Genomic DNA, 17,828 nt, shown 5'->3' on the forward strand with positions numbered 1-17,828 from the left:
AGCGCTGCCGGCACTGTCGGTGGAGCGCCGTACCGTGAAGAGGTGGACACTCCTGAGCCCCGCGGGCCGCACCTCGAATGGACCGTCGTCGACAGCGATATCGGTCCCCTGCTCCTGGCCGCCACCCCCGAGGGCCTGGTCAAGGTCGAGTTCCATGCCGGACCGGACCGGGCCGAGAAGCTGATCGGCGCGCTGGTCTCCCGGCTCGGCGCCGACGCCCGGCGCCCGCCGCCGGGCGACGAGGTCCTGCTGGCCGAGCCGATGCGCCAGCTCGACGCGTACTTCGCCGGTACGCTGCGCCGCTTCGAGCTGCCGCTGGACTGGCGGCTCAGCTCCGGCTTCAACCGGCAGGTCCTGCTGGAGCTGGACCGCTCCGTGCCCTACGGGGCGGTCGTGGGGTACGGCGAGCTGGCCGCCCGGGCCGGCGCCCCGGGCGCGGCCCAGGCCGTGGGCAACGCGATGGGCTCGAACCCGCTGCCGCTGGTGGTGGCCTGCCACCGCGTCGTGGAGAACGACGGGGGCATCGGCGGCTTCGGCGGCGGCGTGGAGACCAAGCGCCGCCTCCTCGCCCTGGAGGGGGTACTCCCCGAGCCGCTGTTCTAGGGCGCGCCGTGCTCCCGGTGCTCCCCGCGCTCCCGGAAACCCTGTTCCGCCCGCCCGGCGGGGAGTGCGAAACTGCGGCGGTGACCACTCCTTGCGCCGCGCCCGCACCTCCTCCGCATCCGTGTCGGAGGTGGACCGCGTGAGCATCTCGCCCGGCACCGGCCGGCCCGTCGTCACGGTCACCGCCGCCGACCTGCCCCGACTGCGGCGCCGCACCTCCGGGGTACTGATCGCCGGCCAGGTGCTGGGCGGGATCGGCGTGCCCATCAGCATCGCCCTGGCACCGGTCCTGGCCACCGAGGTCAGCGGTACGGAGTCGCTCTCCGGCTTCGCTTCGACCGCCTCCGTGATCGGCACCGCGGCCGTCTCCCTGCCGCTCGCCGCGCTGATGACCGCGCGCGGCCGGAGGCCCGGCCTGGTCCTCGCCTACGTGATCGGCGCGGCCGGGGCCGCCCTCGTCGTCCTCGCCGCCTCGGTCAAGAGCTTCCCGCTGCTGATGCTCGGCATGGCCGCCTTCGGAGCAGCCTCCTCCGCCAACCTGCAGGCCCGCTTCGCCGCCGCCGACCTCGCCGAGCCCGACCACCGGGCACGGGCGATCTCCGTCGTCGTATGGGCCTCCACCATCGGCGCGGTGCTCGGCCCCAACCTCTCCGCCCCGGCCAGCCGCAGCTTCGCCGGCACCTCCATACCCCCGATGGCGGGGCCCTTCATATGGGCCGGCGCCATCTTCCTGCTCACCGCCGCGCTGATCGGCGTACTGCTGCGCCCGGACCCGCTGCTGACGGCCCGCGCGCTCGCCCCGGCCGCGGACCAGACCCGCGCCGGGCGGTCGCTGCGCGCCGGCTTCGCGGCCGTCAAGGCTTCCCCGCGGGCCCGGCTCGCGCTGGTCACCATCGCGGTGTCACACACCACCATGGTCTCGATCATGGTGATGACGCCGGTCGACCTCGGGCACCACGGAGCCGGGCTCCAGCTCATCGGGCTGGTCATCAGCGGGCACATCGCCGGCATGTTCGGCTTCTCGCCCGTGATGGGCTGGCTCGCGGACCGGGTCGGCCGGCTGTCCGTCATCGGGCTCGCCGCCGGGCTGCTGTCCGTCGCCGCGCTGCTCGCCGGCACGGCCGACGGGAACCACGCCCAGAGCGCCGCCGGACTCTTCCTGCTCGGCCTGGGCTGGTCCGCCGGCATGGTGTCCGGCTCGGCGCTGCTGACCGACTCGGTGCCGCAGCCCGCGCGGGCCGCCGTACAGGGGCTGGGCGACCTCACCATGAACACGGCCGCCGGGGTCGGCGGCGCGGCCGCCGGGCTGGTCATGTCCCAGGCGGGCTACGGCTGGCTCAACGCGGCCGGCGCCGCCCTGCTGCTGCCGATGGCGGCGCTGGCTCTGTTCACCTCGCGACGCCGCCCGGCGAAGGACGCGGACAACGGCACGGGTACCGCTCAGTAGCTGATGTGGTAGGCCTTGCGGAGCGTCTCGTGGACGGTCCAGGTGGTCTTGTCGCCCTCCCGCAGGACGCACGCGGACCCGGGGCCGACCTCCAGGGTCTCGCCGCCTTCCACCTCGACGGTGGCGCGGCCGCTCACCACCACGAACAGCTCGTTCGCCTCGGTGTCGGTGACCACGCCCGGGGTGATCTGCCAGATCCCGCGCACCTGCGAGCCGTCCGGCGCCTCCCACAGCACCTTGCCCGTCACCACGGGGTTCCCGGAGACGATCTGGGCGGGGTCGAGCTCGTCCACTTCCAGCTCGGAGTCGGGAAAGTCCGGGACGGAGACGGCGAAGGAAGCGGGGGCGGGGGCGGGGGCGTCGCGGTGATCACTTGTGCTCATGGTCCGGGAGCCTAACCGGGGCGTCCGGCCGGCCGGGGTGACCAGAGCGTCCAGCGCGCGCCCGCCCCGCCCGTCATGCTGTCGCCCCTTTCGACGCGCCGCACACCCTTTTCGACGCGCCCCTCGCACGGCGCGGCCCTGGCGGGCCTCCCCGGCTTCGCGCCGCTGCGCCGGGCACCTTTTCGACGCGCCCCTCGCACGGCGCGGCCCTGGCGGGCCTCCCCGGCTTCGCGCCGCTGCGCCTGACTCCGTCCGGCGGTGGCCCGTCGGGGTGCTCGCCACCGCCGTCCCGGCGTTTGGCCCGGTGGGCGGGTGCGGGTGGGGCGGCCCTGCGGGGCGAAGTCCCCTACCCACCCTTCCACCGTTCCCCGGGCTCCGCCCGGACCCGCGCCTCAAACGCCGGCGAGGCTGAGAGGGCCCCCGGTCCGCGAAGCCGGACGGGCCGGGTGTGCCCCCGGTCCGGAAACGCCGGACGGGCCGGGTGTGCCCCCCAGTCCGGAAACGCCGGACGGGCCGGGTGTGCCCCCCAGTCCGGGGACGCCGGACGGGCTGGAGATGCCGCAGTGCGGGCTTCGGCACGGGGCCAGGAGTTCCCGTACAGCCCGGGTATCGCTCCGCGCCCGCTGTGAACCGGCTTCAGGCGAGGCCTACGGAATCCAGCCCCGCCGGGGGTGTTCTCAGCCTCGCCGGCGTTTGAGGCGCGGGGTCTGGGGCGGAGCCCCAGGGGGTCCGGGCGCGGCCCGGGTCCCGCTTCCAGCCCGTCCGGCGTGTGAGGACCGGGGTCCGGGTCAGGGCCGGCCCTGGGAACGGTGGAAGGGCGGGGAGCGGACTTCGCCCCGCGCAGCGGCACATCCGGGGACGGCCGGGGCTCGGGTCCGTGCCGGTGAGGCGGTGACCGGGCGCGGTCCGGGCGGGCGGGCGCGCTCGCCGGTCGGCGTGCGGCAGGTCGTGGCGGTCGGCGAGTTCGGCGTAGAAGGCCCCGGGGTCCCGGGAGACGGGTGCGTCCCGAGGGCGTGCGGGCACGCTACCGGGGCGGGTTCGCGCCGGTGCGGCGTCCGGGCGTTTGGGGTCCCGGATCGCGTGCCAGGGATGGGGACATGTCACAGCACACAGCATCTGAGCACACGGCCCCGGCCCTGACCCCGGTCCCGGTCCTGTCGGAAGAAGTGCGCGAGGCGCTCGACCGCGGACAGCCCGTCGTGGCGCTGGAGTCCACGATCCTCGCCCACGGCCTGCCCCGCCCGCGCAATCTGGCGGTGGGCCTGGAACTGGAGGAGCTGGTCCGGGCGGAGGGAGCCGTTCCGGCGACCATCGCGGTCGTCGACGGGGTGGCGTACGCCGGACTGGACAAGGCCCGGCTGGAGCGGATCGCGGGCGGCGGAGGCGTGCGCAAGCTCGGCCACCGGGACCTGGCCCCCGCCCTCGCCACGGGGGCGACGGGCGCCACGACGGTCTCGGCCACCGCCTTCCTCGCCGCGCGGGCCGGGCTGCGGGTCTTCGCCACCGGCGGGCTGGGCGGCGTACACCGGGACTGGACGCGCTCGCAGGACGAGTCGGCGGACCTGGCGCTGCTGGCACGGACCCGGATCACCGTGGTGTGCGCGGGGGTGAAGTCGATCCTGGACGTGCCCGCGACGCTCCAGCGGCTGGAGACGCTGGGGGTGGCGGTCCTCGGGTACGGGACCGATCGCTTCCCCGGCTTCTACCTGGCCGACTCCGGGGAGCCGGTGGACTGGACGGTGCACCGCCCGGAGGAGGTGGCGGCCGTGATGGCCGCTCAGGACCTCCTCGGTGGCGCGGAGTCGGCGCTGCTCGTGGCCAACCCCGTGGCGCGGGAGCGGCAGCTCGATCCGGAGCTGCACGACCGGGTGCTGGCCGAGGCGCTCGCGGAGTGCCGGGAGCGGGGCATCGCGGGGCAGGCGGTGACCCCGTTCCTGCTGGGGTTCCTGGTGCGCGCGACGGGCGGCGCCTCCCTGGAGGCCAACCTCGCGGCGGTACGGGGCAACGTCCGCCTCGGGGCCCGCATCGCGCGGGCCTGGGCGGCGCGGCCGTGACCGCGGCGCCGGCCGCTCCCGCCGTGCCGGGGGCGCTGCTGGTCATCGGGGACGTGGTGACGGATGTCGTGGCGGTGCACGCCGAGCCACTGGCTCCGGGTACCGACACCCCGGCCCGGATCCGGACCCTGCCGGGCGGCGCCGGGGCCAACGCCGCCTGCTGGGCCGCCCGCGCGGGCGCGGCGGAGGTGCGCCTCCTCGCGCGGGTCGGCGCCGAATCGGCCGGGTGGCACGAGCGGGCGCTGCTCGGCGCGGGGGTGCGGCCGAGGCTGGTGGTCGATCCCGCCGAGCCGACCGGGACGGTGGTCGTGCTGGTCGGCGAGGACGCGGAGCGGACCTTCCTGACCGACAGCGGGGCCTCGCTGCGTCTCTCCCCCGCCGACTGGGAGCCCGGGCTGCTGGACGGGGTCGCCCATCTCCACCTGTCGGGCTACCTGTTCTTCGCCGACGCGAGCCGGGAGCTGGCCCTGGCCGCGCTACGGGACGCCCGCGCCCGGTGCGTACCGGTGAGCGTGGATCCGGCGTCGGCGGGGTTCCTGGCCTCACTGGGTCCGGAGCGCTTCCTGGCGGCCGCGGCGGGGGCCGGCGTACTGCTGCCCAACGAGGACGAGGCGCTGCTGCTCGCGGGGTCGCGCGGGCCGGCCGGGGCGGCCGGGGTCGCGCGGGCGGCGGCGGAGCTGAGCCGGCGCGTGCCGTTGGTGGTGGTGACCCGGGGCGGGTCCGGGGCGCTCATCGCCGAGGACGGCCGGGTGACGGCCGAGGTCGCGGCGGAGAGCGCCGAGGCGGTGGATTCCACGGGCGCCGGGGACGCCTTCACGGGCGCGTTCCTCGCGGCCCGGCTGGCCGGAGCGGGCTCGGCCCGGGCCGCGGAGGCCGGCTGCCGGGCGGCCGCGCTGGCGGTGACCCGGCTGGGCGGGAGGCCGTAGGGAGCTGGGTCAGGAGGTGTACTGCTGGTCGAGGGAGTCGATGACGCCGGCGCCGTCCAGGTGGTAGCGGAAGACGCGGCCCTGGTTCGGGTGGGCGATCAGCCAGTCGATGAGCTGCTGGAGCGTGATCGGCTGGCTCACGGTGCTCGCGACGATGGGGGTGACGGCCGTGATCTTGGCGTCCTCGGCGATGTTGAGGAAGGTTTCCTTGCCGGTGGTCACGAAGGGGGCGGCGTCCGCGCCGGGGGCGGCGCACCCCCAGTTGCCGTGCTTGATGATCAGGCTGTGGACCCCGCCTTCGGGGGTGTAGCGGTGGACGGCGATCTCGTCGGGCGAGATCGGCATCCTGTGGTCGCAGGTGGAACCGGGTGTCGGGGCCTTCTTCGTGCCCCCCGGGGTGGCGGCCGAAGTGGCGGTGGGGGAAGGCTTCTTCGGCGCGGCCGACGGCGTCGAGGAGGGCGAGGCCGACGGCGAGGGGGTGCCCGTGGCCGCCGGGCTGGTGGCGGGACCCGCGGGGATTCCCGCCGCACCGGTCCCGTCGTCACCGTTGCACGCCGTGAGGGCCAAGGTCCCGCACAGGGCCAGTGCGGCGAGCGCCGCCTGCGCGCGCAACCGTCTCGCGCCCCGGACCGCCGTGCCGTGTCCACGCATTGCGTTCTCCCTCTGCCAAGGCGCCACCGCGATGGCCGCCGTCGAAGCGTGGCGTCAACGTAGCGCGCGGTTCCGGCCGGAGCGATGGCCGGAACCGATCGTCACCGTGCCGGAATCCCCCTGTTGCGGTTCCCGGACCTCCGTGACGGGGCGGGGGTGCGCAGGCATCCGCGCGGCTGCCCACGGCGTCAGCCGGTGCGCCCTCCGCGCAGGCCCGTCCAGGCCGGATGGCGCGGATCATCGGCCCGGACCAGGGCGTCGGCCCGGTCCGCCGGGCCGGTCTCGGCCTCGTAGCGCGCGAAGGCGGGGAGGGTCCAGCGTGCGGACTCCTCGGTGCGGCGGGCGAGCGCGCCCGGAGAGAGACCGATGTGGACGCTGAGGTCGAAGGGGAACCAGTGGCCCAGCAGCAGCGGGCCGTGCACGATGAGCACGCCGCCGGCCGGGAGTTCGGCGTAGGGGCTGCGGGTGGCCCGGTCGGTGACCGGGTCCCAGAGGTCGTGCAGCACCCGGCCGGTGCCGCCGGGGTCGGTCGGGCCGAAGACCTCCCGCCACAGCGCCGCCGTGTCGTACCAGCCGTCGAGGTAGGAGTCCACGTCCTCGCGGCCGAACTCGAAGCGGAGGGAGGCCGGGCGCAGGAAGCCCTCGGCCGCCACGACCAGGGCCGAACGCCCGCGCAGGCGCAGCGCGTCGGCGAGCTCCGCCGCCAGCACGCCGGTGCGGGCGGCGGGCGCCCCGTCGATGCCGACCCGCCGCCATCCGCCCGCCGGGCGGCCCTCGCTCCCGCCCGCGTCGTTGCCGTTGTCTGTGGCGTTGTCGTTGTCGTCGTCTTCGAGGTGGCCGGCGAGCCGCTCGGCCATCCGCTGCCAGGTGATCGCTTCCAGCTGCACCAGCCCATTGTCAGTGGTCGCCCCTAACGTCTTTCACGAGGGATCACCGGCGCACAGGGGGCCGGTGGCCCGGCCTTGGGGAGGGGTCTGTCATGGCTCGGGAGACGACGTATCTGGAGCTGTCCCAGGAGGACGGCGGTGCCCACAAGTTCTACGAGGTCACCGTCGACGGCACCGCCGTCTCGGTGCGGTACGGGCGCATCGGCGCGGACGGGCAGCTGCAGAACTCCTCCTTCCCGACGGCCGAAAAGGCGCGGGCGGCCGCCGCCAAGAAGGTCGGCGAGAAGGTCCGCAAGGGCTACGCCCCAGCGGTGCGGGGCGTCCGCGCCGCCCGGTCGGTGACGCGCCGCCAGGTGACCTCGACCCCGTCCACCGCCCGCGCGGTGGCCCCGGTCCTGTGGCGTTTCCGTACGGGGTCCTCCGCCTTCGGGATCCACGTGGACGAGGACCGCTGCTGGGTCGGCAACCAGGCCGGAGACGTCTACACGCTGAGCCACAGCGGTGAGGTGCTGGCCCGGTACTCGCTGCCGGACGGGGTGAAGTGCCTGGTGGCGGACGAGTTCTGGATCTACGCGGGCTGTGACGACGGCACGGTGTACGACCTGTCCTCGAAGGTGCCGTTCGGGGCGTACGACATCGCGGCCGACGTGGACATCTTCTGGCTCGACATCCGCGAGGGCGTGCTGAACGTGTCCGACCGCAGCGGCGGGCTGACGGTCATCGACCACGAGGACGAGTTCCAGTGGTCGCGGCGCTCGGCCGGTGAGAACGCGTGGATGGTGCGGGCGGACGAGCGGGCGGTCTACCACGGCCACAGCCAGGGGGTGACGGCCTACGCCCCGGACGGCGGCGGGCAGTTGTGGCACACGAAGACCAACGGGTCGGTGCTGTTCGGCTGGCAGGAGGACCACGCGGTGTACGCGGGGACCGGTCGCAACACGGTGGAGCGGCTGTCGAAGGCGACGGGCGCGCTGGAGGCCTCGTACCGGTGCGACGCGGCGGTCTATTCGTGCGCGACCTCGCCGGACGGCCGGCACGTCTTCGCCGGCGACCTCGCGTCGTCCGTGTACTGCTTCGACGCCGACGGGCGGCGGCTGTGGAAGCTGGGCACCGGCAGCGGGGCCGCGCTGTCCATGCAGTACCTGGACGAGCGGCTGTACTTGGTCACCACGGACGGTTCGCTGGTGTGCGTGGACGCGAGCGAGGCCGCGATCGCGGCGGCCCGCGAGGGATCGGTTCCGACGGCCGTGGACGTGAAGTCGGCGGCCGCCCTGCCCGTCTTCACCCCGGCCGCCACCCCCGCCGCCGTGGCGACGGTGTCGGTGGCCTCGCTGCCCGCGGGCGGTGTGGTCGTGGAGTGCGTGCAGCAGGGCCAGCGGATGCGCGTCCAGGTGGTGTCGGGCGGGTTCGAGCCCTCCTGGAACGTGCAGTTCCCGCGCGGGATACGGGAGCCCGGCGCCCGGTACGTGGTGGACGGCCTGCATCCGGCGGCCGGAGGCTTCTACCGCGTGCGCGGGGAGATCCGCCGACTCGTCTGATCGGTGGCCGGGGTCACGGGAGCCGGGATCACGGGAGCCGGGATCACGGGAGCCGGGGTCACCGCGTCCGCGCGGGGCACGCACACGGAGTGGCCCCGGGCGGGGCCGCGGCGGGCAGCGCGAAGGGGTCGCCCTCGGCGAGGGCGGCGGTCACGCAGAGCACGACCGGCTCGGCGCCGAGGTTGCGGCCGAGGTGGACGTGGCGGCGGCCGGCGGGCTCGACGAAGCTCGTGCCGGTGTGATGGACCTCGACCGTGCCGTCGCGCAGGATCCGGGTCAGGGTGCCGGACTTGACCACCGCCATCAGCGCGACGCGATGGTAGTGCCAGCCGGTGCAGCCGCCCGGTTCTATCGCGACCTCTCTCACCACGAGGTCGGAGGCCACCTCCGCCTTCGGGCGCCGGCCCGCAGCCCTCGGGCGCCCCGCCGTCGCCTGCCGTCCCGCCATGTTTCCCTCCTCCATGGACCAGCCTCGGCCCACTCGGCTCACGTTAGGAGGACACCATGAGGTCAGGGAAGACTCTGTGAAACCGCAACTACCCATACTTACAATGTGATATACGGCCGGAACGGCGGTATCACTTCGTCATGAGCCTGGTCGTTTTCGAGTCGACGAAGCAGATCCACTGCGCGGAGTGCAGGCAGGGACCGCTGCGCCGCCTCGTCCGCGAGGCCGGCGTGCCCCGCTGCCTGGACTGCGCCGACCTCGGACACCTCGTCTACCTGCCGCGCGGGGACACGGCCCTCACCCGGCGGGCCCACGAGGCCAGTTCGCTGTCCGCCGTCGTCGTCCGCTTCCACCGGCGCCGCCGGCGTTACGAGCGCCTGGGGATCCTCGTCGAGGACGCCGCCCTGGCCGGCGCCGAGCGCGCCTGCCTCGCGGACGCCGAGGCGCGGGCCCGTCGCCGGGAGCGCGACCGGCTGCGCCGGGCCGCCGAGGACACCCGGTTCACGGCGGCCTTCGCCGCCGAGATCCTGCGGCTGTTCCCCGGATGCCCCACCGACCGGGCCCGGGCCATCGCCGCGCACGCCTCGGTGCGCGGCAGCGGCCGGGTGGGCCGCAGCGCGGCCGGCCGGGCCCTCGACCCGCCGGCCGTGTACGCGGCGGTACGGGCGGCCGTGCGGCACCTCGACACCGAGTACGACGCCCTGCTCATGGGGGGCGTGCCCCGGTTCGCGGCCCGGGCCCGGCTGGCGCCGCGGATCGACGCGATCCTGGACGGCTGGCGGTCGGCCTCCGAGGCGTCCGCCCGGGCTAGTTGAGCCGGAAGCGGCGGTAGAGCAGCACTCCGCCGAGCAGCAGGGCGCCGCCGCCGGACAGCAGGTAGCCGGCGCCTTCGGCCCCGGTGTGGGCGAGCGCCGAGGGGTGGTTGCGCGGCGGGGCCGGCGGGGTGACCGGCCGCACGGTGACGGGCGGCTGGACGGGCTCGCCGACGACCGGGGTCGGCCCGTTGACGGAGGTGTTGCCCACGGAGGGGTTGCCGACGCCGACGACGCTCACCGAGTTGCCGCTGATGTTGACCGGCACCTGGACGGGGAGCTGGAGCCCGTTGCCGGACAGCAGCCCGGGAGAATCCTTTCCGCGCCCATCGGCCACCGCACCGCGGCCGTGCCCGCCGTCTCCGTCGCGGCCGCTCCCCCCGCCGTTCCCCGCACCGTTTCCGGCGCCGGGTTTCGAGGGGTGCGAGGGGTCGGACGGCCGCGGCCCGGGATGACCCGGCCCGCCCGGCCTCCCGCCGCCCTGGTCCGCGTTGACGCACCGGTTCCCGGTTGCCGGGTTGAGCACGCCGACCACGCTCACGGTGTTCCCGCACACGTTCACCGGGGCGTGCACCGGCAGTTGCAGCAGATTCCCCGACAGCACCCCCGGCGAACGCACGGCCTGTCCGCCCGCCTCCGCGTCGGCGTGGGCGAAGCCGCCCGCACCCGCGACCGCGAGTCCACCCCCCGCAACCACCGCCGCGATCAAGCCATTCCGACGACTGTGACGCATCAGTTTTCCTGCCTTCCGGAAGGGTCCACGGGCCGTGCACCCGTACCGGAAACAACGCCGTAACCCCATTCGGGTTATAGCGCCGGTAGGCATTTCACTCCATCGTGTACTGGGTAATCCCTACTTCATGACTCGCCCGCTGCTCCTCCTCGACGTGGACGGCCCCCTCAACCCGTTCCGGTCCCGCCTCGCAGGTCTCCGCGGATACACCAGCCACCGCATGCGTCCGAGCATCTGGCTGTCCTACCGCGCACCGGAATCCCGCAGTTCCAGGCGCGGCCTGCGGGTGCGCCTGCACCCGGCCCACGGCGCCCGGCTGCTGGCCCTGCCCTACGAACTCGCCTGGGCCACCGCCTGGACGCACGAGGCCAACACGCTGATCTCCCCGCACATCGGACTACCCGCTGATCTTCCTGTCATCGAATGGCCGGAACCCTTCATCCGTGACCCCGACGGCCTCTTCTGGAAGACCCGCCCCCTCCTGGAATGGGCGGCCGGCCGCCCCTTCGCCTGGGTCGACGACATGATCACGCCCCGGGACCGCGCCTGGGTCGCCGCTCACTACCCGGCCCCGGCCCTGCTCCTGCGCATCCACCCCCGCCACGGGCTGCGCCCGCAGGACTTCACCACCCTCGGCCGCTGGGCGGCCGGACTCAGCCCAGCAGCGCCGTGACCGGGTCCGGGGAGGGGTGGCGGCCCGTGGGCCACCAGTCGTCGTCGCCCAGCCGGTTCTCGTAGGAGTACCAGAGGCCGTCACGACCGAGCCTGAGCTGGCGGGAGGTGCCCGTGAGCCGGTTGCGGTCGGGGCGGAACGAGCCCTGGGCGGCGGCGATGAGCGCCGGACGGGCCCGGTCGAAGGGGCCGGCGGGCGGATCCCAGGGCTCTTCGAGGGCGAGCAGGGCGGGCAGACCGCCCTGCCGCCAGGCGGCCGCCCCCCGGGCCAGGTCGGTGGTGCTGCGCCCCGTGGCGCGGGCCAGCTCGCGGTAGAGCGCGCGGGCGGCGCCGGTGAGCCCGGCCGTGGGGTGGGCCGAGGCCAGCCGGACGGCGTCCTGCCAGCGGCTCAGCCCGGCCATCGGATCCTCGCCGGTGCGCAGCAGAGCCAGGGCGCGGGCGGCCGCGTCCCCGGCGAGCTGGTCCAGGGCGAGCGGGTCCGGGGCCGCCGGGTCGGCCGGATACGCGGGCGGCAGCCCGGCGGCGGACGGCGCCGCCAGCGGAGCGGGCAGCGGCGGCAGGACGGTGCGGGCGAGCGCGCCGCGGGCCGGTACGCCGGGGAAGTCCGGTGTCTCATCGGGTTGTTCGCGCGCGGCGTGGGCGGCGTTGCGGCGGGTGAGCTCCTCCAGCAGCTCCCGCTCACCGCGGCCGCGCAGCAGGAGCAGGACGAACGGGTCGGCGTCCAGGAGCCGGGCCGCGCGATAGCACAGGGCCGCGGCGTGCTTGCAGGGCGGGCGCGCGACGTCCGGGCAGGAGCAGCGCGGCACGAGCTCTCCCGCCCCGGGCAGGACCGACTCGGAGAGGGACTCCGGGACCTCCCGCTCCAGCAGCGCGGCGAGCGCCGTCGGATCGGCCACCACCGACTCCAGCAGCTCGCTCCACTCGGTGTCCGAGAAGGCGGGCAGGGACAGCTCGGTGCGGTACGGCCGCGGCCGGCTGCCCCGTACGTAGGCCACGATCCGGCCCGGGGTGACGGTGACGGCATCGACGTGCCCCTCGGCGGCGTACGTCCGCCCCCGGGTCAGGCGTGCTCCGTCGCGGGCCACCGCCTCCAGGGCGGACACCCAGGCCCGGCCCCACCAGCTGACGGCCTCCAGCCCGGGCGGCACGGTGTCGAAGGTGCGGCGGCGGTCGTCGCGCGCGGTGATCACGCGGGCCTGCGCAGGGAGACGAGGTCGGCCAGCTCGCGGTCGGTGAGCTCGGTCAGCGCCGTCTCGCCGGAGCCCAGCACGGCGTCGGCCAGCGCCCGCTTCGCCTCCAGCATTTCGGCGATCCGGTCCTCGACGGTGCCTTCGGCGATGATGCGGTGGACCTGGACGGGCTGGGTCTGGCCGATGCGGTAGGCGCGGTCGGTGGCCTGTTCCTCGACGGCCGGGTTCCACCACCGGTCGTAGTGGATGACGTGGCCGGCCCGGGTGAGGTTGAGGCCGGTGCCCGCCGCTTTGAGGGAGAGCAGGAACACCGGGACCTCGCCCGCCTGGAAGCGGTCCACGAGCTCCTCGCGACGCGGAACGGGCGTGCCCCCGTGCAGCAGTTGGTGGGAGATGCCCCGGGCCGTGAGATGGCGCTCGATGATCCGGGCCATCGTCACGTACTGCGTGAAGACCAGCACCGAACCGCCCTCGGCGAGGATCGTGTCGAGCAGCTCGTCGAGGAGCGCGAGCTTCCCGGAACGGTGCGTGATCCGCGGCTCGTCCTCCTTCAAATACTGCGCGGGGTGGTTGCAGATCTGCTTGAGCGAGGCCAGCAGCTTCATGATCATGCCGCGTCGCTCGATGCCCTCGCTCGCGCCGATCACCGCCATCGCCTCGTCGACCGCAGCCTGGTAGAGGGAGGCCTGCTCGCGGGTGAGGGACACGGGGTGGTCGGTCTCCGTCTTCGGCGGCAGCTCGGGGGCGATCCCGGGATCGGACTTCTTGCGCCGCAGCAGGAACGGCCGGACCAGCGCCGCCAGTCGGGCGACCGCCGCCTCGTTGCCCCCGTCCTCCTCCGTCTGGTGCTCCACCGGCCGGGCGTGCCGGGCCCGGAACGCGGTGAGCGGGCCGAGCAGTCCGGGCGTGGTCCAGTCGAGGAGCGCCCACAGCTCGGAGAGGTTGTTCTCCACCGGGGTGCCGGTCAGCGCCACCCGCGCGGGCGCCGGGATCGTACGCAGCGCCTTCGCGGTCGCCGAGTGCGGATTCTTGACGTGCTGGGCCTCGTCCGCGACGACCATGCCCCAGGGCTGTTCGGCCAGCCGGGCCGCTCCCGCGCGCATGGTTCCGTACGTGGTGAGGACGAATCCCCCGGCGGGTTGGTCGGCCAGCCCTTCGAGGCTGCGGCCGGCGCCGTGGAAGCGGCGCACCGGCGTGCCGGGGGCGAACCTCTCGATCTCCCGCTGCCAGTTGCCCAGCAGCGAGGCCGGGCAGACCACCAGCGTCGGCTCGGGACGGTCGCGGTGCAGGTGGAGCGCGATCAGCGTGACGGTCTTCCCCAGACCCATGTCGTCGGCGAGGCAGCCGCCCAGCCCGAGCGAGGTCATCAGGTCCAGCCAGGCCAGACCACGCGCCTGGTAGTCGCGCAGGGTGGCCTTGAGCCCGGCCGGCTGGGGCAGCGGAGACAGCTCCCCGGTCAGCCGGTCCCGCAGGGCGGCCAGCGCGCCCACGGGCACCGCCGCCACGGGCTCGCCCTCCACCTCGGCGGTCCCCGTCAGCACGGCGGCCAGCGCGTCGACCGGATCCAGCAGGCCCAGCTCCCGCTTGCGCGCCTTGCGCACCAGCTCCGGATCGACCCGCACCCACTGGTCGCGCAGCCGCACCACGGGCCGGTGGGCCTGCGCGAGCGCGTCCATCTCCCCCGGGGTGAGCCGGTCCCCGCCGAGCGCCAGCTCCCAGGAGAAGGCGAAGAGGTGCTCGGCTTCGAAGAACGAGGTGCCGTCGGTGGCGGAACCGGGCGCGGTGGACCGTACGACGGCGGTCGCGGACAGGGTACGAGCCAGCTCGCGCGGCCAGTGGACCGCGACTCCGGCCTCCGCCAGCCGGGTCGCGGCCCGGCCCAGCAGGTCTTCGAGCTCGGGGTCCGAGAGGGCCAGGACATCGGGGACCGGCTGGTCCAGGAGCCGCAGCAGCGGCGGCCAGACCCGGGCCGCCCGGCGCAGCGCGAGGACGGCGTCGATGCGCGCGCGGGGTCCGAAACCGGCCGCGGCGGCGCCCGCCCAGAGCATCGCGGCGTCGGTGACCAGGGTCGGGTCGGCGAGGCTGTGCACCTGGACGACCGCGGCCCCGGCGCGGCGCACGTCCTCCTCCGGGTCGGTCCCGCTCTCGGCCTCGTCGAAGAGGCGGAAGGAGGACAGGTCGAGGCGGAGGGAGATCCCGACTCCGGTGTCCGCGCCGGAGGCGACCTGTGCGGCCCAGTCCCGTATCCCCGGAACCTGCTGCGGCTCGCGGGCCGCGAACGGCCGGCCCGCGGCGAAGGGCGCCGCGGGGGTCCGGGGCAGGCTGTCGGCGACGGCGTCGAGGAACGCCCTGACCAGCGCCTCCGGTTCGGGCAGGTGGAGCGGGCGGCGGCCGGCGAGCGGGGTGGCGTACCCCTCGTGGGGCAGGGCGGCGGCGACCGCGCGCAGGTGCGCGATGTCCTCGGCGTCCAGCGGCCCGGCCCGCCAGGCGTCGATGCCGTCGGGGGTCACCCCGGGCAGCAGACGGCCCCGTGCGACGAGGGAGAGCGCCTGGACGGCGGCGGTCCCCCAGGCGCGGGTCGCGGGATGCGTGACGGGTCTGCGGACCGCGCGGACGAGCACGGGCAGGGCGGCGGTGACCGTCAGCGTGACGGCGGGCACGGTGCGGGTACGAACGCCCTCGCCATGGGCGCGGACCACCTGGAGCGTGGCCGGGGCGCCCTCGGCGGGCAGGGGGTCCCCGTCGGGGGCCCAGAACGCGATGCGGCTCTCGCGGGGCACGGCGGCGGGCAGGAACACGGCCGCGTGCCGCGGCAGGGCGGAGGCGGACGCGTCCGACTGCCCCGGTGCGTGCCGCGTCGTCGGCGTGGCCATCGTGTCCCCCTCGCGCGCTCTCCGCGATCCCTGCGGCTTCCCGGTCGTCGGCGGCGGCCGGCGGTCTCCGTCGTCACCTTCGCGGTCAGCCGGATCCCCTCTGCCGTCGAGTCTAGGCGGGGGCACTGACAATGCTGCTGAGCTGCATGTTTCTCGGAGATCCAGAGGTCTTGAAATCGGAAACCCGACGGCCCGGCAAACCGACGACCAGGCGCCGCGGCCACCCCGCGGGCCAGCGATCCGGCTGCCCCGCGGCCAGGCAGCACAGCGGCCCGGCGACCGGCAGCTCAATGGCCCAGCGATCCGGCGCCCCGGCGGCCCGGCGGCCCTGCAATCCGCCCGCCCCGCGGGCCGGCAGGGAGACGGTCCGCCGGGGAAGCCCGGGAGGGGGGAAGCCGGGCGACCGGCAGCCCAGCGATCCGGCGCCCCGGCCGCCCGGCCGCCCCGGCCGCCCCGGCCGCCCCGGCAACGCAGCGACCCGGCGACCCGGTAGCGCAGCGGTTCAGCGGCCCCAGTGGCCGCGCTCGTGGGCGTACCCGTAGACCGGACGGTCCGGGGAGACGGCGGAGATGCGCCAGGGCCGGCCGGCCTCGTCGAGGCGGAGGGTGCCGGAACCGGTCGGGCCGCTCCAGCGGAGGTCCAGGTACCAGTCGCAGTCGCATCCGGTGCTGCTCGCCACCACCCGCAGGACGGCCGGTTCGGCGGCCGAGACCCGGAGCGGGAAGGCGGGGGCCTTGATCGCCTCCCCCTCGTTGTTGCCGGCCACCGGCCGGGCCAGCGGGCGCGGGGCGTCCAGGTTGACCGCGAATCCGGCCGGGGTGAGGCCTCCACCGCAGCCCTGCGACATCTGGTAGACGTTCCACGGCAGTGGGGACCGCCGCCCGGCCACCCGTACCTCCAAGTCCTCCAGGACCACGGCGTCCGGACCCGTGCCCAGCAGGGTGACCTCCACGATCTGCGTCCCCGCGTGAACGGCCTTCCGCCCCGCCGCCCACGCGGGCGCGTCGGCCTCCACCGGGGGCGGCGGCACCGCCGAGGGCGCCGGCTCGGCCAGGTACGCGTGGTCGCAGGCCGCCGCCCACACGTGCGACCGCACGGCCGCACGCAGGGGCGGGGAGGCCGGCGAGGGGCCACCCGTCGCCGCGGGCCCGGTGGATGCTCCCGTCGCTCCCGTCGAAGCTCCGGCCACCGGCCCGGTCGCCGTCGGCCCCGGCCCGGTCGCCGACGCCGTCGGCCCGGACGTCGCTGCCGTCCCCGTGGCCCCGGCCGTACCCGTGGCCGTCACCGGCGCCGTCGGTGCGGCTCGGGGCGCCCGGTGGTCCGGCCCCGTCCCCGGAAGCCACCTGACGCCCACCGCGAGGACCACGACCGCCGCGACCGCCACCCCGGCCAGCAGCAGCCGGCGCCCGGACCGGCGCGGCACGGGCGCCCCCGGAACATCGGGGTCCGCTGACGCCGCCTCCGGGTCGGTCTCCGGATCCGCCCCGCCGCCCTCATCTCCGGGCGACGCCTCCACCACCGCGACCGCCCGCCGCCGCGCGTCCGCCAGCAGCCAGGCCCGGTGCAGTTCCACCGCCTCCGCCGGCTTCGCCCCGCAGGCCCGTGCGAAGCGGTCCACCACCGCGAACTCCGCAGGCAGCGCCTCACCACTGCAGTAGCGGTGCAGGGTCGACGTACTCGTGTGGAGCGTGCGTGCGAGGGCCCCGTAGCTCCGCCCGCTCCGCTCCTTCAATTCCCTCATCGACCGCGCGAACGCCTGCGCCTCGGCCGATCTCCCCGTCCCGGAGTTCCGTTCCATGCCAAGGATGTTCCCGCAGCTGACGGTGTGTACGGCCGTTCCATTGTCCCGGATTCGTCCCGAACCGTAGGCCCCGGCCCGAGCGGGGGTAGAGCCTTCTCGACACACCGCTACACCATCACGGACCACACGGGGAGAACCGACCATGTTCCGACGCACCTCCCGATCCACCGGGACCGCCCGATCCACCCGATCCGCCCGGACCAGTGCCGTCCTCGCGGCCACCGCGGCCGCCGCCACCGCCCTCGTCCTGGCCGCCTCCACCACCTCCACCGCCGCCGTCACCGCGCCCGGCTTCCTGGCCGGGACCGACCTGCCCCCGCACCCGAGCTCGGCCTGGTACGCCGGGCAGGTCACCAAGGGGCTGCCCGAGTTCGCGCCGTTCTGCGTGGACGGCGTGCTCCCCGCCGCGGGGAGCTGGTACCGCGACTTCTCCACCGAGTTCGACACGGGCGCGGTACAGGTGTCCGTACGCACGTCCTCCAGCACCGCGGCCATCGAGCTCACGGCGGCCCTGGAGCGCAAGGTGGCGGCCTGCGCCGCCGACTGGCTGCGGACCACCCCGGGCGGTACGGCCTCCTGGCAGGACTACGGGAAGCTCACCGTCGAGGAAGGCGCGCACGTCTACGGGGTGCACACCTCCATGCCGGAATCCGAGCCGGGCGTGCACCTGTACGGCATCGGGCGCGACGGCTCCACCGTGACGATCGTGAAGTGGGGGCAGATGGGCTACCTGCACGAGGCCCCCCTCCCCGCCTTCAAGAAGACGACCGTGAAGGCCGTGAACAAGCTCAACCCCTGACGGGTCACGCA

General features: G+C 75.3%; 16 protein-coding genes. 8 read left to right on the top strand and 8 right to left on the bottom strand.

Features of this window, described 5'->3' with window-relative positions; translation table 11 throughout:
* Positions 1-42: 42 nt before the first annotated feature.
* Positions 43-603 (top strand): methylated-DNA--[protein]-cysteine S-methyltransferase, encoded by a 561-nt coding sequence (locus AC6CKD_RS09365; protein ID WP_498326463.1) that lies wholly within the window; start codon positions 43-45, stop codon positions 601-603.
* A gap of 145 nt (positions 604-748) precedes the next feature.
* A complete protein-coding gene (locus AC6CKD_RS09370) occupies positions 749-2,050 on the top strand; it encodes an MFS transporter (protein WP_498326939.1) in 1,302 nt (433 codons plus the stop codon).
* On the opposite strand, the gene AC6CKD_RS09375 is transcribed toward AC6CKD_RS09370, so the two are convergent.
* Complete coding sequence (locus tag AC6CKD_RS09375; protein WP_327252156.1) at positions 2,044-2,433, bottom strand: cupin domain-containing protein; 390 nt, start codon at positions 2,431-2,433, stop codon at positions 2,044-2,046. The genes AC6CKD_RS09370 and AC6CKD_RS09375 overlap by 7 nt on opposite strands.
* A gap of 1,097 nt (positions 2,434-3,530) precedes the next feature.
* Between AC6CKD_RS09375 and AC6CKD_RS09380 the strand changes: the two genes are divergently transcribed.
* Positions 3,531-4,487, top strand: a complete 957-nt coding sequence (locus AC6CKD_RS09380) for a pseudouridine-5'-phosphate glycosidase (RefSeq protein WP_498326465.1) — start codon at positions 3,531-3,533, stop codon at positions 4,485-4,487.
* Positions 4,484-5,413, top strand: a complete 930-nt coding sequence (locus AC6CKD_RS09385) for a carbohydrate kinase family protein (protein ID WP_498326467.1) — start codon at positions 4,484-4,486, stop codon at positions 5,411-5,413. The genes AC6CKD_RS09380 and AC6CKD_RS09385 overlap by 4 nt, the downstream gene beginning before the upstream one ends.
* A gap of 9 nt (positions 5,414-5,422) precedes the next feature.
* On the opposite strand, the gene AC6CKD_RS09390 is transcribed toward AC6CKD_RS09385, so the two are convergent.
* Positions 5,423-6,064, bottom strand: coding sequence for a hypothetical protein (locus AC6CKD_RS09390; protein WP_498326469.1), 642 nt, complete (start codon positions 6,062-6,064; stop codon positions 5,423-5,425).
* Between the two features lie 188 nt (positions 6,065-6,252).
* Complete coding sequence (locus tag AC6CKD_RS09395) at positions 6,253-6,951, bottom strand: nucleoside/nucleotide kinase family protein (RefSeq protein ID WP_498326470.1); 699 nt, start codon at positions 6,949-6,951, stop codon at positions 6,253-6,255.
* Positions 6,952-7,043: 92 nt separating this feature from the next.
* On the opposite strand from AC6CKD_RS09395, the gene AC6CKD_RS09400 reads away from it, so the two are divergent.
* Positions 7,044-8,489, top strand: a complete 1,446-nt coding sequence (locus AC6CKD_RS09400; RefSeq protein ID WP_498326472.1) for a WGR domain-containing protein — start codon at positions 7,044-7,046, stop codon at positions 8,487-8,489.
* A 58-nt stretch (positions 8,490-8,547) separates the two neighbouring features.
* Here AC6CKD_RS09400 and AC6CKD_RS09405 read toward each other — a convergent pair whose 3' ends face one another.
* On the bottom strand, positions 8,548-8,937 hold the full coding sequence (locus AC6CKD_RS09405; protein WP_498326473.1) for a cupin domain-containing protein: 390 nt from the start codon (positions 8,935-8,937) through the stop codon (positions 8,548-8,550).
* Positions 8,938-9,077: 140 nt separating this feature from the next.
* On the opposite strand from AC6CKD_RS09405, the gene AC6CKD_RS09410 reads away from it, so the two are divergent.
* On the top strand, positions 9,078-9,752 hold the full coding sequence (locus tag AC6CKD_RS09410; protein WP_498326474.1) for a DUF2293 domain-containing protein: 675 nt from the start codon (positions 9,078-9,080) through the stop codon (positions 9,750-9,752).
* On the opposite strand, the gene AC6CKD_RS09415 is transcribed toward AC6CKD_RS09410, so the two are convergent.
* Positions 9,745-10,446 (bottom strand): chaplin, encoded by a 702-nt coding sequence (locus tag AC6CKD_RS09415; protein WP_498326475.1) that lies wholly within the window; start codon positions 10,444-10,446, stop codon positions 9,745-9,747. The genes AC6CKD_RS09410 and AC6CKD_RS09415 overlap by 8 nt on opposite strands.
* A 163-nt stretch (positions 10,447-10,609) precedes the next feature.
* Here AC6CKD_RS09415 and AC6CKD_RS09420 point away from each other — a divergent pair, with 163 nt between their 5' ends.
* The gene (locus AC6CKD_RS09420) at positions 10,610-11,155 is read left to right on the top strand and encodes a hypothetical protein (RefSeq protein ID WP_498326477.1); all 546 of its coding nucleotides are present in this window, start codon (positions 10,610-10,612) and stop codon (positions 11,153-11,155) included.
* Here the strand turns inward: AC6CKD_RS09420 and AC6CKD_RS09425 are convergent.
* The 3 genes from AC6CKD_RS09425 to AC6CKD_RS09435 form a co-directional block, all read right to left on the bottom strand.
* Positions 11,136-12,344: an SWIM zinc finger family protein gene (locus tag AC6CKD_RS09425; RefSeq protein WP_498326478.1), complete on the bottom strand. Its 1,209-nt coding sequence runs from the start codon at positions 12,342-12,344 to the stop codon at positions 11,136-11,138. The two genes, AC6CKD_RS09420 and AC6CKD_RS09425, sit on opposite strands and share 20 nt — an antisense overlap.
* Positions 12,341-15,217 (bottom strand): SCO1167/SCO6262 family helicase, encoded by a 2,877-nt coding sequence (locus AC6CKD_RS09430; protein WP_498326479.1) that lies wholly within the window; start codon positions 15,215-15,217, stop codon positions 12,341-12,343. The genes AC6CKD_RS09425 and AC6CKD_RS09430 overlap by 4 nt, the downstream gene beginning before the upstream one ends.
* Before the next feature lie 502 nt (positions 15,218-15,719).
* A complete protein-coding gene (locus AC6CKD_RS09435; protein ID WP_498326480.1) occupies positions 15,720-17,015 on the bottom strand; it encodes a helix-turn-helix domain-containing protein in 1,296 nt (431 codons plus the stop codon).
* A gap of 145 nt (positions 17,016-17,160) precedes the next feature.
* Here AC6CKD_RS09435 and AC6CKD_RS09440 point away from each other — a divergent pair, with 145 nt between their 5' ends.
* Complete coding sequence (locus tag AC6CKD_RS09440; RefSeq protein ID WP_498326481.1) at positions 17,161-17,817, top strand: hypothetical protein; 657 nt, start codon at positions 17,161-17,163, stop codon at positions 17,815-17,817.
* Positions 17,818-17,828: the final 11 nt, after the last annotated feature.

The organism is Streptomyces sp. GQ60, assembly GCF_059758875.1.

Bases quoted from the DNA above. Each gene is read 5' to 3' on its own strand.
- AC6CKD_RS09420 (WP_498326477.1), top strand. From the start codon at position 10,610: ATGACTCGCCCGCTGCTCCTCCTCGACGTGGACGGCCCCCTCAACCCG.
- AC6CKD_RS09375 (WP_327252156.1), bottom strand. From the start codon at position 2,433: ATGAGCACAAGTGATCACCGCGACGCCCCCGCCCCCGCCCCCGCTTCC.
- AC6CKD_RS09440 (WP_498326481.1), top strand. From the start codon at position 17,161: ATGTTCCGACGCACCTCCCGATCCACCGGGACCGCCCGATCCACCCGA.
- AC6CKD_RS09430 (WP_498326479.1), bottom strand. From the start codon at position 15,217: ATGGCCACGCCGACGACGCGGCACGCACCGGGGCAGTCGGACGCGTCC.
- AC6CKD_RS09435 (WP_498326480.1), bottom strand. From the start codon at position 17,015: ATGGAACGGAACTCCGGGACGGGGAGATCGGCCGAGGCGCAGGCGTTC.
- AC6CKD_RS09400 (WP_498326472.1), top strand. From the start codon at position 7,044: ATGGCTCGGGAGACGACGTATCTGGAGCTGTCCCAGGAGGACGGCGGT.
- AC6CKD_RS09405 (WP_498326473.1), bottom strand. From the start codon at position 8,937: ATGGCGGGACGGCAGGCGACGGCGGGGCGCCCGAGGGCTGCGGGCCGG.
- AC6CKD_RS09390 (WP_498326469.1), bottom strand. From the start codon at position 6,064: ATGCGTGGACACGGCACGGCGGTCCGGGGCGCGAGACGGTTGCGCGCG.
- AC6CKD_RS09410 (WP_498326474.1), top strand. From the start codon at position 9,078: ATGAGCCTGGTCGTTTTCGAGTCGACGAAGCAGATCCACTGCGCGGAG.
- AC6CKD_RS09380 (WP_498326465.1), top strand. From the start codon at position 3,531: ATGTCACAGCACACAGCATCTGAGCACACGGCCCCGGCCCTGACCCCG.